Raw genomic sequence first — 13,431 nt, 5'->3', positions numbered from 1 at the left:
TTTCTATTGTTAATGTTGCAGTTTTGTTAAAATAAATATTAAATATTAATAATTTGGCAACGAAACAAAATTAATTGCTTAATATGCCATTTTCGTAGAAAGTTCGCAATTTTTTTAGGTATTTTTGTAATGAAACAATCACTAAAGAAGCCGTTTTTTCTGCTTTTCGAAGAAACGACAAATAATAACTTCTGAGATTTTATTTTGCTTTTGGCGCTTTTTTCTGCGGAGAATTAAAATATTGTTAAGAAGATAAAATTACATTATGATAGAATTTTTCAGGCATTTTTTACAAGAATTCGAATTACCACTCAGTAATCCGGTATTGATTTTTTCTTTGATCCTTTTCATCATCCTCTTGTCACCGATTTTACTTAAAAAAATAAATATCCCGGGAATTATCGGACTTATAATTTCAGGAGTCATCATTGGGCCTCACGGATTGAATATTCTGGCCAAGAACTCTGCTGTTGATTTGTTTTCGACAATCGGACTTTTGTATATCATGTTTATTGCGGGTCTGGAACTGGATATGAACGAGTTTAAAGCCAATAGAAACAAGAGTTTATTGTTCGGTTTTTTCACCTTTATTTTTCCGTTAACGATTGGTTTCCCGGTTTGTTTTTATCTGCTGAAATATGATTTTAATGCGAGTTTTTTAACAGCCAGTATGTTTGCCACCCACACATTGGTGGCGTACCCGATTGTGAGTAAACTCGGAATCGCAAAAAATCAGGCAGTGGCTATTACAGTTGGAGGAACTATTTTAACAGATACTGCCGTTTTGATTATTTTGGCAGTGATTATGGGAAGCAGTCAGGGAAGTTTGAATCAGGCTTTCTGGATTAAATTGACGGTTTCACTGGCCATTTTTTCGGCCATCATGTTTTTGGTTATTCCAAGGATAGCGAAGTGGTTCTTTAAAAAATTGGAAAGTGAGAAACACGCCCACTATATATTTGTGCTTTCAGTGGTATTTTTTGCTGCATTTTTAGCAGAGGTAGCGGGAGTAGAGCCTATTATTGGAGCATTCGTTGCCGGTTTAGCATTAAACCCTTTAATTCCGCATTCATCAGCTTTGATGAACAGAATTGAGTTTATTGGGAATTCACTATTCATTCCTTTTTTCCTGATTTCGGTGGGAATGCTGGTAGACATCAGCGTGATCCTAAGCGGACCAACCGCTTTAATTGTAGCAGGAACTTTGAGTGTGGTGGCTATTTTTGGAAAATGGATCGCGGCCTTTTTTACACAGATTGTATTTAGATATACCAAAACCGAAAGACAGCTTATTTTTGGATTGAGCAGTGCACATGCTGCTGCGACTTTAGCCGTTATTCTGGTTGGATTTAAAGCAAAAATCTTAGACGAAAATATCCTGAACGGAACAATTATTTTAATTCTGATTACTTGTATTGTGGCCTCTTTCGCGACAGAAAAAGCAGCTAAAAAGATTGCTATTTGCGAAGAAGAAGTTTCAAATGAAGATGCCAATGGCGATCAGATTCTGGACGAACATATCCTGATTCCGTTAGCCAAAACGTCGGCTACGGAAAGTTTGCTGGATTTCGCACTTTTGATAAAAGATAAAAAATCATCTAATCCGGTGACGCTATTAACGATTGTACCGAATAACGATCAGGCTGAAATTAATATCTTAAAATACCGAAAAGCTGTTGATAAATTTGTTATTCAGGGGTCAGCTTCAGAAGTAAAAATCAATACGATTGCCAGAATCGACCATAATCCGGCAAGTGGAATTGCGAGAACGTCCAAAGAAATCATGTCCGATATTGTGATCGTGGGATGGCCCAGAAAAACCGGTTTTTTGGATAAAATTTTCGGTGAAAATGTAGACTCGATTATCAATAATGTAGACAAATGTTTGTTCATTTGCAGGTTTCAAAAAACATTTATTGAGGAAAAAAGACTGGTTTTTATCTGTCCGCCTTTCTCTGAAAGAGGTGTTGGATTTCACCTGCTGCTGCAAAAGATCTCTCGATTATCTCAGGAATTAAGTATTCCGATCGTCGTTTATGCCGAATACAAAACACATGAGGCCATTGTGCAGATTGCCACTAAATTGAAATTAAATGGCAAACTAGCTTTTAAAAGTATTTTGAACTGGGATGATTTTGAATCGATCTCAGATGAAATTAAAGCTACAGATCTGATTGTTTTTAACTTCTCCAGAAAAGGATCCGTTTCGTACCAATCGATTTTTGACAGATTGCCACAGAAATTTGAAAAATCATTTAGCGATAACAATCTGATTTTGGTTTATGGACAGGAAGACCGTAAAGAGACTGCAATGGATGCCTACGATGATTTCACTGCAACACCATTGACAAAAGGTCTGGAAGCAATAGAACAAATTGGTCGAGGTTTGGGTAATATTTTGAAAAAAGGCTAGAATAAATAATTTGTAATTTTCTAAGATGGTACTAAAATTTCCTTTAATTGTATTGACCTTTTTAACTCTTACAGCAACTGCGCAAAATAAAATGAAAAAAGCCGAAGAACTTATAGACAAAGCCGACCCAGGATGGACTCAGGTCGAAGAATGGATTAAGACAGCAAAAAATAAAGTTGAAATTTTGCCGGTTGACGCCTTAAAAGCAAAAGAAGTTTTGTACAAAATTCAGGTTACCACCCGCTCGCCAATGGGAGCTATTGTGTACCATACAGGAGGTCTTTTGATCGACGATGGCTGGATTAGAATTCTGGGTTCAGGAAATGCAAAATTCAATCGTACGCTTCCGGATTGGAACAAAGGGAAATCGTTTAATGATTTTGGCGAAACAGCGCCTTTTTTATTAGTTGCCGACGATGCTATTGGAGGTTTCTACCTTCTAAATGGAGGAGGATTAGGAAGTGATGTTGGAAAAATGTATTATTTCTCTCCTGATAATCTGGAGTACGAACAGCTGGATATTACGTATTCTGAATTTTTAGGATTCTGTTTTGATAATGATCTGGATAAGTTCTATCAAGGCAACAGATGGAATGGATGGAGAGCCGAAGTATCAAAATTGAAAGGCGATGAAGTCTTTAACTTTTATCCTTTTTTATGGACGGCGGAAGGAAACGATATTAATAAAAATTCACGAAAAATAATTTCGGTTCAGGAACAATACGGACTGAATTTAGATTTGCGAAAACAATTGGGTTTTGATAAATAGAAAACTGTTTTTTAACTTCTAAAACGAGCAATTATGAAGCACAAAGCAATATCGATCCGACCTTTTATAGGAGCCAAAGATTTTGAGATTTCCAGAAGTTTCTATCAGGATTTAGGTTTTGAAGAAGGAGTTTTAGATCCAAAATTTTCTGTTTTTGAAGCGGGAGATTTGTCCTTTTATCTTCAGGATTATTACGATAAAAGCTGGAATGAAAACACCATGATTTTTTTAGAAGTAGAAGATGTCGATTACTATTACAAGCAGCTTTTAGCACTTAACTTAACGGAAAAATACGGAGTAAAATTAACACCTATCGTTCATCAGGATTGGGGAAGTGAATGTTTTTTACACGATCCTTCGGGTGTTTTGTGGCATTTTGGGAAGTTTAATAAGTAGTATATAAGTTGTCAGATTTGTGCCTCCTTATTTCTTTTTTATTTTTTCCAGATTTTCTTTTACTCTGAATTTTACAATTTCGGTAATTAAATCATAGGGCATAGGCTGATTTAAAGGAAATTGTACAGAGCCTTTTCCTGATTTGTATTTTGACAGTTCTTCTTTAAAAGCATCATGCCCACTGGGCAAAGCATAAAGTCCAATATGATTTTTGAAAGCCGCAAAATAAACTACGATTCCGTTTTGCTCAAAAGCTGGCATAGAATAACTGATTTTTTCTTTGGCATCAGGAGCTGCATTCTGAACGGTCATTCGAATCCTCTCTAAGATTTCCTGAACATCATTTGGGAAAGCACCAATATATTCATCAATGTTTTCCGGTTTCTTTGTTTCCATGCGATGGTCTTAAATTGTTTAAAGTTTCAGGTTCTTGGTTGTTTATTCCAATCCTTTAGGGAATCGATCCAAAACTAAATTGAGTTGAATGTTGTGTTCTAAATAAGCTTTTGCTCCGGCCAGTACCAAAGTAAAGCCTTCGGTAGAATTTCGAACCTGATCGATGATTTTATCGGGATCTCCTTTTAAATCTGAATTGGTGATACTGACAAAGGTTTCATTTTCGTTTAACGGACTAAATGTCCATTCGACTATGGTGGTTTCATTAGGATTTCCCCATTCGATTACAATTTTTTTATTTTCCTCTAAAATATGAGTAGTCACCGTTAACGAGAATCCATACATTTCCCAGGCCCATTCGGTTGTTGTTCCGGCGATTAGTTTTCCTGAACTTTTTGTAAACCAAAATTTACTGGTGATTTCCGGATCTGTAAACGCCTGAAAAACTTCTGAGACAGGTTTTCTGATCAGCATTTCGGCTTTTGCGAAGTGGTTGTTTTTTGTTTTCATGTTTTTTGATTGTGAAATGTAAAATGAGTTTTGTGAAAGCTGAAATTTAGAACTTTCAATTTCATTTTTCCCCGACCTCTAATTTATAAAATTTATGGTTTCGTTTTTAGCAAACAGCTAACGATCAAAAGTAAAAAAGAAATTATAGAAGCCACGATTCGGAAAAGGTGGAGATTGTTCCATTTTGCTTCAAACTTACTTCGTAAAAGGGCAGCCTCCTGAATTGAGGTATGAACCAGATCTGTTTTATCAAGCATTTCGTTAAGCGGAATGTTTCCCAAAATAGTAACCAGAATAACACCTGCGAAATAGATAATCGCAGCACCGATCGTCAGACTTAAAACAATCGTATTTGATTTATTAAAATAAGCCGCTGCAAAAGAAAACAGGAAAGAACCAAAAAAGACCAGAAAGAATACCGGATTCTGTATGGTGCGATTCATGTTTTGAAAAGCCCTGAGATAATTGATGTCATCCAGTTTTCCAATTCCCGGAGTTACAGCGTTGCCCCAGGTTAAAAATATTCCGGCTAAAAGCCCTGTAAATAAGGTAGCCAGCAATAATGTAATTGTTTTAGTATCCACAATAAAAGTATCCATGATTTTAGTTTTTTGTTAATACTGTAAAATTAGAACTATTGATTGGCCGATACTTGTTCCGGAAGCACTATGATTTGTCTGAAAAGAATTTCGCTGCAACTATTTTTCAGATACTAGGATTGTGTTGTATCAATCCATTTTCCGGTGGTTGGCGGAACGTAATTTCTCATTTGATGTAATAAATCCTCAATAGTATCGCTCACCAGAAGCATTTCCTGATTGACAGGCTTTAATAAACCTTTCTCTACCATAACTTTGGTTAGTTCAATCAGAGGATCATAAAAGCCATTGATGTTCAGAATGCCGATTGGTTTTTTATGCAAACCTAATTGTCCCCAGGTCAGCATTTCAAAAAGTTCTTCCAAAGTTCCAAAACCACCCGGTAATGCAATAACACCGTCGCATAAATCATTCATTTTGGTCTTTCTTTCGTGCATGCTTTCCACAACGATTAATTCGGTCAAACCCAAATGGGCAATTTCTTTTGATCTTAAAAAGTTGGGGAGTACACCAATAGCTTTTCCACCTTCGTTCAAAATACCATCGGCGACAGCGCCCATCAGGCCTACATTTGCTCCGCCATAAACCAACTCTATATTTTGTTGGGCTAAAGTTTTTCCAAGCAGTGCTGCCTGTTCTTTATAAATTTTGTCGGTTCCAAAACTGGAACCACAGAAAACAGTTATTCTTTTCATTATTTTTTTAATTCGTATACAAAATTATGACGCGATGGTTCATTGTAGTAGGCAACGTTTATTTCTTCTACTTTAACAGCACCCAGTTTTTCTATGGCTTTTTGCGAACGGTAATTTTCCGCTCCAATATGAAACTGGACTTTGTCAACTGCTCTAAAAGCATAATCCAGCATCATTTTTTTTACCTGAGTATTAAATCCGGTGCCCCAAAATTTTCTTCCATAGAAGGTATATCCAATAAAAACAGCTTTGTTTTCAGGATCGTATTCATAAAATCGGGTGCTTCCGGCAATTTCTCCGGTTGATTTATCGATGATCAGAAAAGCGCCTTTGCTTTCCATAGCACCTTCAAAGAAATTTTGAAAAACTTCTTTTTCATAACGGTTTTTATTCGGATGCTGTTCCCAAATCAAAGGATCTGAAGCCACTTTGTATAATTTTTCAAAATCATTTTCCTGAAGCGGCAGTAATTGAATCAGATCATTTTCCAGAATTTCAGGCTGCAGATTTAAAAGAGAGGTATTCATTTTTTGAACTTTTTAAGTAACAGGTTAGTTTTAGGAATTAAGCGGTAAACGAAAGCCAAATACTGCGAGTTCACCTTGCATAAAGTCTAAGTCTTCAGATCTTTTGAAACCCAATTTTTCATACATTTCCCAGGCTGTTTTCATGGCTAAAGTCGAATGAATGATCAATTGAGTACGTTTGTTATTAGCCGCTTTTTGGATGCATTCCTGCGTTAGAAGCTTACCAATTCCTTTTCCGCGGGCAGTTGGCGCAACTCCCAGTAATCGAAATCCGGCTGAGTTTTGTTCCTGAGTAGCAATTCCGCCCGAACCGTAGTTTTTCATGTCGTTAAAATAGATTACAGCACCAAGAATTGTATTGTTTTCGTCAGCAGCGACTAAAAGTTCGGTTTGCGGCTGATGGGTAAAATCGCCAATATTGGCCAGCATTTTATAATAGTTGGGCTGCTCATTTTCTTTAGGAAAACCTTCTAATTGTGAATAAACACTAATGAGTAATTTTCCAATTTCTTCAAATTCGGAAGGGAGTGCACTGCGCAGGGTATAAGCTGAAGGAATCATTTTTATTTTATTAATTGAAGAATGCGGGTTATTTTATGCCTTTCCACCACTGTTGGAATTGCTGTTTTTCATTTTTTAGTTCCACTAATTCTCCAATCATGGGAGTAATCAACGGAATTGGGTTTTCCGATAAATTATTTAATTCAGTGACTTTATTCAAAGGTTCGTCCCAGGAATGAGGTGCCAATGAAAACTTGGAAGAATGCACCGGAAATACTCTTTTGGCATTCAGATCTTTCATGGCTTTGATAACATCTTCGGGTAAATTATGAATGTATTTCCAAGCGGGATTGTATTGGCCGTTGTCAATTAGAGCGATGTCAAAAGGACCAAATTGAGTACCAATCTCTTTAAAATGGGTGTCATAGCCGCTATCGCCGCCCAGATACATTTTAAAATCTTTGGTTTCTATTACAAACGACGTCCAAAGCGTGTTGCATCGTTTAAAACTTCTGCCCGAAAAATGCCTTGAAGGAGTAGTATAAAGCGTTAAATTCTGATCGAGTTCTATTTTTTCAAACCAGTCTTTTTCAATGATGTTTTCAGTTGGAAATCCCCAAAATTCAAAGTGAGAGCCTACCCCAAGAGAACAGATTATGTGTTTGGTTTTAGGTTTCAATTGTAAAATGGTTTCATAATCGAGATGGTCATAGTGATCGTGCGTGATCAGTAAATAATCAATTTCCGGAAGATCATCAACTGTGTAAATATCCGTTCCTTTGAATGCTTTTGTGGTGCCGGGAATCGGGGAGGCATTACCGCTGAAAACGGGGTCAATCAAAAAGCGTTTCCCTTCAAGCTGGATGAAATAGGAAGAATGTCCAAACCAGATTAGTACCTCTTTTTCGGGCGAAAGTTCCAGTAAATTGGTTTTGATGGACGGGATTACGTCAGATGGAGTCTTTCTGTCTACTTTTTTAAGGAGAAAATCATATAATACTTGTGGATAGCCGTAACCTTCAGCCAATTCCGGTGTATGGTTTTGATTTTCGAATTTGCCATTTTTAAATTGAGGTGATTTTTGAATCAATGTCAATCTTTCTCCTGAAGGTGCTTTACCAAACTTTGGATGCTGTAGAAAGAAGTAAAGTGTAATGCCTAAAATCAGAATTATAATTAGAAAAGGTGTAATCATTTTTATTGAGGGGGATATAGTTCTTGTAAGTGCTCAACTGACACGGAAATCATTTTTTTAAGAATTTCGAGGTCAATATCGCTTAATTTTTTGACATAAATACAACCTTTTTCGGCTTTGTATTTTCCAAATTCGGAGAGTAGCTCCTCTCTTTTTTCAGGTGATGCGTACATATAAAGTGAAATTGCGGCTTTTCTTGGTGAAAACGCCACCAATGGGGCATCGCCTTCACGGCCGCTGGCATATTTATAATGATAACTACCAAAACCTATGATACTTGGTCCCCACATTTTGGCTTCAAAACCCGTTTGTTCCTGCATCAGCCTGACCAGTTCGAATGCATCATTTTTTTTGGTTGTATCTTCGACAGCGTTGATAAAATCGGCAACACTGTTTTCTGTTTCTATAGTTTTATTTTGTGCCATTTTTTACAGATTTAAGACATTACTTTTGTTCTTTAGATTTTTGAATCTGAATTCGGAAGAATAAAGTTTTTTTTAGAACATCCCATTTTCATTAATCATTTCGGTAGGAATGGATTGCCCTAAATCCCAAAATTCTACAATTTTATCCAATTCAAAACGAAGGATATGTACGACAGCAAAACCAATGTCAGCAGGAGTCTGTTTCAGGTGCGAATGTACGGCGACCAGATCTTTATCTTCCAGAATATGATGAATAGTTAAAGTTTTATTGGGATTTTTTCGGGTTGATTCTTCCATGGCCAACATCAGCGTTTCGGCATCTCCTTTAAAATAAGCATTGTGATGTTTGAAATTTTCGCCGGCATGAAGACGAAAAGCTTCGTGCGAATGTCCGTTTGCGGCGAGTTTTAAAAAGTCGCGGGCGATTTCTTTCTTAGTCATGGTATTTAAGTTTAATGAGTTAACTAAGTTATGAAATTAATTGCACTAAACGGGCTTAAGTGCTTAATTTTAAGATAGTATAAAGTCTACGATAGCTTGAGAATGTATTTTTGTAGTGTCAAAAACAGGTACAGAAAAATCAGACTGATTTAACAGTAACGGAATTTCGGTACACCCTAAAATGATGCCTTCGGCACCTTGCAGAATAAGTTCGTTTGCAATTTGGATATAATTTTGTCTCGAATCGGGATTGATAATTCCTCTTCCAAGTTCTTCTTTTAAAACATATTGTATGTAGTCCCGCGTTTCCTGTTTTTCGGGTATCAGGACATTCAGTCCAAAACTTTTAAGACGATCTTTGTAAAAATCCATTTCCATCGAGAATGAAGTTCCTATAAGTCCAACGGTTGTGATTTTTTCTTTTACAATGACTTTTGCGGTCTCCGTTCCGATATGAATTAGGGGCAGTCCAATTTCATTTTCGATTTCACGGGCAAACATATGTGCTGTGTTTGCACACAAAACGATAGCATCAACACCGCTGTTTTTTAAACTTAAGCAGGCATTCCATAAGAGTTCATAGGAATGAGCCCAAGTTTTTTCCTGTACATCACCAAAGTTTAGTGAATAAATCAGGCATTCCGCAAATTGAAGTCCACCTAATTTTTTATTTACTCCTTCGTTAATAAATTTGTAGTAATCTATGGTAGAAACCCAGCTGATTCCGCCCACAAGCCCAATTTTCTTCATTATTTTATAAAGCGGAGTTTTACGATTTAGAATCTTTTTTTGCAAACAATTTTACAGCCAGATAAGCAGTTGGTATATAGGCAAAGAAAAGGTCTGTGATCGTAAACCAAACCGGTGAAGGCAATGAGCACACATTTACAATTCCCCCAAGTAAAAAGAAAGCACCAATAACCAGTCCTAGTTTTGTTTTATTACTGATTGCAATTAAAACAGTTGTTCCCGCACCTGCAAACGTACCTATTGCGTGCGCCAGAAAGGGAAAAAGAAAATGTTTGGGTTCAAACAAATGCATAGTTGCTTTTAGTCCTTCCATGGTTGTGACATCAGCACCATGGGGAGGCGGAATGACAGAACTGCTCATTAATATGATAGCCATATTGACAATACTTCCAACAAAAAGACCTGTTATAACTGCTAATGTATTTCTTAAAATAGGGTTCATAGTCATCGTTTTAGTAAAACGAATGTATGAAAATTATAGTTGGTATTGTAATTAAATGATGCTTTCGGGTTTGTTTTTTATTCTTTTTCAGAAAGTTTTTTTTCGTTTTCTGTTTGTGGTTTTCCGGTTGCGTTTGGTTCTCCTTTTCCGGTTGTAATTAGTTTAAGCAAACTATTTCCGATATAATTGGTCCAGGCGCCTTTGCAAATTTCAAAACATTCATATTCAGGTACCAAACCCACATGAGTAAAACGAAGTTCTGTTTTGCCGTCTTTTTCAGAAATTTCAAAAGTAGGATGAGTTCCCGTCCATTCCGTTTTATCTTCTGTAAACTTGAAGTAATTTTTTTCCACTAACCAGACTATTTTCTGATTCGGAATTACTTCTGTGATTTTTACTTTACAACGATGGATATCTTCGTAATGGTAGTCAAATTCATCGTTTAGTTTTGCACTATTGCCTTCGATTTCTTCCGACCACCAACCGCGCACATTCGTAACGGCATCAAAAACTTCCTGTGGAGACTGATCTACTCTTATAACTGTGGTAAAATTTGTTGCACTCATTGGGTAAGGGTTTAAAAGTTAGAATACAAATTTAGGTTTTAATTATCAAGGTGTTAGGGGTGTGAAGAGACAAGATTGAGGGGTGAATCAGACAATTAGATAATTAGATTGTTAGATTATTGGATTGTTAGATTGTTGAGTTTTCGGCTTGCATTTTACATTTCACAACTCATAACTTATAACTCATAACTTTTCCTCGCTAATTTTCTAAAAGAGATGAAGTTAATTGTTATTTTTAACCAACCATCTAAAACCAAATTATTTATGAAGAAAATATTCTTTGTAGCAGTTCTGCTGTTAACCATTTCTTTTTCTGCCTTTGCACAATTAAAAGCACCTTCAGAATTTATTCCGAATTACGGAAAACAAATTAGTTATTACCATCAGGTCGAAGAGTATTTTAAATATCTGACGGAACAATCGCAATCGATCAAAAAACAAAAATACGGCGCAACCAACGAACAGCGGGATCTGAATGTTTATTATATTTCGACTCCCGAAAACTTGGCAAATCTGGAACAAATTAGAAACAATAATTTAGCCGCCATTGGACTATCAGATAAAAAAACGAGTGGAGTTGAAAATAAAATTATTGTCTGGCTGAGTTTTAACGTTCATGGAAATGAGTTTGCCGGAACCGAAAGCGCCTTAACTGTGGCCTACGAACTTTTGAATCCGTCAAATGAAGCGACAAAACAATGGCTCAAAAATACCATTGTCATTCTGGATCCGTGCATCAATCCCGATGGTTATTCGCGATATGGAAACTGGCTGAGAGAAATCTCCGGAAAAAAAACACATCCGGGTTTGTATGACAGAGAACATATGGAAGTCTGGCCGGGTGGAAGATACAATCATTATCTTTTTGATTTGAACCGCGACTGGGCATGGCAGACACAAATTGAATCGCAGCAGCGCATTAAATTGTACAACCAATGGATGCCACAGGTACATACCGATGTGCATGAAATGAGTTACAATTCACCTTATTTTTTCCCACCGGCTGCAGAACCTCTGCATGAATTTATTGAACAATATCAGAAGGATTTTTATACGGTTTTAGGTAAAAATATCTCGCAGAAGTTTGACAAGGAAAACTGGATGTACAATACCAGAGAGCGATTTGATTTGTTTTATCCGAGTTACGGAGATACCTATCCAACCTATAATGGCGCCGTAGGTCTTACGCTTGAAAAAGGCGGAATAGGAGCAGGACGTGAAGTAACCATGGAAAACGGCTCTAATGTTACCATAAAAGATCGTTTGACACAGCATGCCGCAGCAGTTTTGACTGTGGTAGAAAGCGCCGCCTCACAAAAAGAAGTATTGCTGAAAGGTTTCAGGGATTTTCATATCAATGCCCGTAAAAAAGCAAAAGGGGTTTACAATACGTATGTTTTGAAAAATAATCCTAAGCTGGAACAGCTGGTGGAGCTGCTTCAAAAGAATGATGTTGAATTTAGTTACGCAGAGGCGCCCGGAAGCGCCTCCGGATTTCATTATCAAACTAAGAAGAACGAGAGTTTTAAAATTGAGCCTAATGATTTGATTATTAAAGCAGATCAGCCAAGATCGGTTTTAACACAGGTATTGTTTGAACCCAATCAGAAATTAAATGACAGTTTATCGTATGATATTACTGCCTGGGCACTTCCTTTAGCTTATGGTGTTGACGGTTATGCGGTCAAAAATAGTGTTCAGATTAAAACAAAGAATAAAATCGAGTCTGCAGAAAAAAACATACCGGAATCCGTTTACGCCTTTTATGTTCCGTGGAATAACAGAACCTCGGCTCAGGTTGTTTCTTTGCTGCATCAGGCGGGAATTAAAGTTCGTTCGGCCATGAAAAAAGCAGTTTTCGGAACCGTTACGGTCGAGCCGGGAGGATTAATTATCAGCAGAGCCGATAATCCAAAAATTACAGATTTTGAAAAGACAGTCGGCAATATTATCAAAGTCAAAACCGATTTTAGTTTTATCAGTACAGGATTTTCGACTAATTCTAAAGATATCGGAGGGGAGAATTTTACGTTACTTAAAGCGCCAAAAATACTAATGTTGTCCGGAAAAGGAGTAGTTTCAACCGAGTTTGGAGCGACATGGTTTTATCTGGATGAAACAGTTGCTTATCCGGTGAGTATTGTAGAAACGGCAAATTTAAACAGAGTTAAATTGTACAACTATAATACTTTGATTCTTTCAGACGGTAGCTATGACCTAGCGGAAGATCAGAAAAAGCAAATCGATGAATGGGTGAAAAATGGCGGAAAAGTTATTGCCATGGCCAATGCAATTTCATTGTTTCAGGACCGTGACGGATATGCTTTGAGTTTGTTTGCAAGTAAAGAAGATAAAGAAAAATCAGAAAAAGAAGAGAAAGAGATCGAACTTAAAAAACGTTTTCTGGACTTTGAAGGTTCGGAGCGAAGAGAAATTTCGGGTTCGATTCCCGGTGCCATCATCGAGAATAAACTTGACAAAACCTATCCAATGGCTTTCGGCTTAGGGAATACGTATTTTAGTCTTAAAAGTAACGAAAGATCATTCTCATTGCTAAAAAAGGCCATCAATGTGGCGTACATTCCGAAAGATTATTTAAGCTATGGATTTGTAGGTAATGATATTAGAAAAAAACTGAACGAAACGGTAAGTTTTGCTGTAGACAAAAGAGGAGATGGAACTGTAATTTACATGATGGATAACCCGCTTTTCAGAGGTTTTTGGGAAAATGGAATTTTGTTATTCAGTAATGCTCTATTTCTAGTTCGTTAAGAAACTAAAAGCTTTATTTCCGCTTCTCAAATCT

16 protein-coding genes are annotated in these 13,431 nt (G+C 36.8%); 4 read left to right on the top strand and 12 right to left on the bottom strand.

The features are described from left to right. The first annotated feature begins 265 nt into the window (after positions 1 to 265). Genes M4I44_RS20510 through M4I44_RS20500 form a run of 3 tightly spaced genes read left to right on the top strand, consistent with a single transcriptional unit; the run spans position 266 to position 3,578 of the window. Entirely contained in the window at positions 266 to 2,413 is a 2,148-nt protein-coding gene (locus tag M4I44_RS20510; protein ID WP_249965932.1) for a cation:proton antiporter, read from the top strand. A 25-nt stretch (positions 2,414 to 2,438) separates the two neighbouring features. After that, the gene (locus tag M4I44_RS20505; RefSeq protein ID WP_017496054.1) at positions 2,439 to 3,182 is read left to right on the top strand and encodes a DUF2625 family protein; all 744 of its coding nucleotides are present in this window, start codon (positions 2,439 to 2,441) and stop codon (positions 3,180 to 3,182) included. A 33-nt stretch (positions 3,183 to 3,215) separates the two neighbouring features. Then, the gene (locus M4I44_RS20500; protein WP_017496053.1) at positions 3,216 to 3,578 is read left to right on the top strand and encodes a glyoxalase; all 363 of its coding nucleotides are present in this window, start codon (positions 3,216 to 3,218) and stop codon (positions 3,576 to 3,578) included. 27 nt (positions 3,579 to 3,605) lie between these two features. Here M4I44_RS20500 and M4I44_RS20495 read toward each other — a convergent pair whose 3' ends face one another. From M4I44_RS20495 to M4I44_RS20440, 12 genes are all read right to left on the bottom strand, one after another. Further along, positions 3,606 to 3,974: an iron chaperone gene (locus M4I44_RS20495; protein ID WP_249965931.1), complete on the bottom strand. Its 369-nt coding sequence runs from the start codon at positions 3,972 to 3,974 to the stop codon at positions 3,606 to 3,608. A gap of 42 nt (positions 3,975 to 4,016) precedes the next feature. Beyond that, positions 4,017 to 4,484, bottom strand: coding sequence for an SRPBCC family protein (locus M4I44_RS20490; RefSeq protein ID WP_249965930.1), 468 nt, complete (start codon positions 4,482 to 4,484; stop codon positions 4,017 to 4,019). A gap of 92 nt (positions 4,485 to 4,576) precedes the next feature. Further along, entirely contained in the window at positions 4,577 to 5,083 is a 507-nt protein-coding gene (locus M4I44_RS20485; protein ID WP_249965929.1) for a DUF1772 domain-containing protein, read from the bottom strand. Positions 5,084 to 5,196: 113 nt separating this feature from the next. Beyond that, entirely contained in the window at positions 5,197 to 5,778 is a 582-nt protein-coding gene (locus tag M4I44_RS20480; RefSeq protein WP_249965928.1) for a TIGR00730 family Rossman fold protein, read from the bottom strand. Continuing rightward, positions 5,778 to 6,305 (bottom strand): GNAT family N-acetyltransferase, encoded by a 528-nt coding sequence (locus M4I44_RS20475; RefSeq protein WP_249965927.1) that lies wholly within the window; start codon positions 6,303 to 6,305, stop codon positions 5,778 to 5,780. Before M4I44_RS20475 ends, M4I44_RS20480 begins: the two co-directional genes overlap by 1 nt. A gap of 30 nt (positions 6,306 to 6,335) precedes the next feature. Next, positions 6,336 to 6,866, bottom strand: a complete 531-nt coding sequence (locus M4I44_RS20470; protein WP_249965926.1) for a GNAT family N-acetyltransferase — start codon at positions 6,864 to 6,866, stop codon at positions 6,336 to 6,338. Positions 6,867 to 6,894: 28 nt separating this feature from the next. Then, positions 6,895 to 8,001, bottom strand: a complete 1,107-nt coding sequence (locus tag M4I44_RS20465) for an MBL fold metallo-hydrolase (protein ID WP_249965925.1) — start codon at positions 7,999 to 8,001, stop codon at positions 6,895 to 6,897. Positions 8,002 to 8,003: 2 nt separating this feature from the next. Then, positions 8,004 to 8,426, bottom strand: a complete 423-nt coding sequence (locus M4I44_RS20460; RefSeq protein ID WP_089076536.1) for a DUF1801 domain-containing protein — start codon at positions 8,424 to 8,426, stop codon at positions 8,004 to 8,006. A 72-nt stretch (positions 8,427 to 8,498) separates the two neighbouring features. Beyond that, positions 8,499 to 8,867: an ester cyclase gene (locus M4I44_RS20455; RefSeq protein WP_017496044.1), complete on the bottom strand. Its 369-nt coding sequence runs from the start codon at positions 8,865 to 8,867 to the stop codon at positions 8,499 to 8,501. 69 nt (positions 8,868 to 8,936) lie between these two features. Beyond that, positions 8,937 to 9,617, bottom strand: coding sequence for an aspartate/glutamate racemase family protein (locus M4I44_RS20450; protein ID WP_249965924.1), 681 nt, complete (start codon positions 9,615 to 9,617; stop codon positions 8,937 to 8,939). A 19-nt stretch (positions 9,618 to 9,636) separates the two neighbouring features. Beyond that, positions 9,637 to 10,059 carry a hypothetical protein gene (locus M4I44_RS20445; RefSeq protein WP_249965923.1) on the bottom strand — a complete coding sequence of 141 codons (423 nt, stop codon included), beginning with the start codon at positions 10,057 to 10,059 and terminating at the stop codon, positions 9,637 to 9,639. A gap of 77 nt (positions 10,060 to 10,136) precedes the next feature. Beyond that, positions 10,137 to 10,625 carry an SRPBCC domain-containing protein gene (locus M4I44_RS20440; protein ID WP_249965922.1) on the bottom strand — a complete coding sequence of 163 codons (489 nt, stop codon included), beginning with the start codon at positions 10,623 to 10,625 and terminating at the stop codon, positions 10,137 to 10,139. Between the two features lie 264 nt (positions 10,626 to 10,889). On the opposite strand from M4I44_RS20440, the gene M4I44_RS20435 reads away from it, so the two are divergent. After that, positions 10,890 to 13,397, top strand: a complete 2,508-nt coding sequence (locus M4I44_RS20435; protein ID WP_249965921.1) for a M14 family zinc carboxypeptidase — start codon at positions 10,890 to 10,892, stop codon at positions 13,395 to 13,397. Positions 13,398 to 13,431 lie beyond the last annotated feature (34 nt).

Source organism: Flavobacterium sp. B183 (genome assembly GCF_023539155.1).
Classification (GTDB): domain Bacteria; phylum Bacteroidota; class Bacteroidia; order Flavobacteriales; family Flavobacteriaceae; genus Flavobacterium; species Flavobacterium tructae.
Note: the sequence above shows the minus strand (reverse complement) of the source record. Positions and strands in the feature narration are given on the sequence as shown.

Excerpts from the sequence above, each read along its gene's own strand:
- M4I44_RS20510 (WP_249965932.1), top strand. The coding sequence starts at position 266 with ATGATAGAATTTTTCAGGCATTTTTTACAAGAATTCGAATTACCACTC.
- M4I44_RS20505 (WP_017496054.1), top strand. The coding sequence starts at position 2,439 with ATGGTACTAAAATTTCCTTTAATTGTATTGACCTTTTTAACTCTTACA.
- M4I44_RS20500 (WP_017496053.1), top strand. The coding sequence starts at position 3,216 with ATGAAGCACAAAGCAATATCGATCCGACCTTTTATAGGAGCCAAAGAT.
- M4I44_RS20495 (WP_249965931.1), bottom strand. The coding sequence starts at position 3,974 with ATGGAAACAAAGAAACCGGAAAACATTGATGAATATATTGGTGCTTTC.
- M4I44_RS20490 (WP_249965930.1), bottom strand. The coding sequence starts at position 4,484 with ATGAAAACAAAAAACAACCACTTCGCAAAAGCCGAAATGCTGATCAGA.
- M4I44_RS20485 (WP_249965929.1), bottom strand. The coding sequence starts at position 5,083 with ATGGATACTTTTATTGTGGATACTAAAACAATTACATTATTGCTGGCT.
- M4I44_RS20480 (WP_249965928.1), bottom strand. The coding sequence starts at position 5,778 with ATGAAAAGAATAACTGTTTTCTGTGGTTCCAGTTTTGGAACCGACAAA.
- M4I44_RS20475 (WP_249965927.1), bottom strand. The coding sequence starts at position 6,305 with ATGAATACCTCTCTTTTAAATCTGCAGCCTGAAATTCTGGAAAATGAT.
- M4I44_RS20470 (WP_249965926.1), bottom strand. The coding sequence starts at position 6,866 with ATGATTCCTTCAGCTTATACCCTGCGCAGTGCACTCCCTTCCGAATTT.
- M4I44_RS20465 (WP_249965925.1), bottom strand. The coding sequence starts at position 8,001 with ATGATTACACCTTTTCTAATTATAATTCTGATTTTAGGCATTACACTT.
- M4I44_RS20460 (WP_089076536.1), bottom strand. The coding sequence starts at position 8,426 with ATGGCACAAAATAAAACTATAGAAACAGAAAACAGTGTTGCCGATTTT.
- M4I44_RS20455 (WP_017496044.1), bottom strand. The coding sequence starts at position 8,867 with ATGACTAAGAAAGAAATCGCCCGCGACTTTTTAAAACTCGCCGCAAAC.
- M4I44_RS20450 (WP_249965924.1), bottom strand. The coding sequence starts at position 9,617 with ATGAAGAAAATTGGGCTTGTGGGCGGAATCAGCTGGGTTTCTACCATA.
- M4I44_RS20445 (WP_249965923.1), bottom strand. The coding sequence starts at position 10,059 with ATGAACCCTATTTTAAGAAATACATTAGCAGTTATAACAGGTCTTTTT.
- M4I44_RS20440 (WP_249965922.1), bottom strand. The coding sequence starts at position 10,625 with ATGAGTGCAACAAATTTTACCACAGTTATAAGAGTAGATCAGTCTCCA.
- M4I44_RS20435 (WP_249965921.1), top strand. The coding sequence starts at position 10,890 with ATGAAGAAAATATTCTTTGTAGCAGTTCTGCTGTTAACCATTTCTTTT.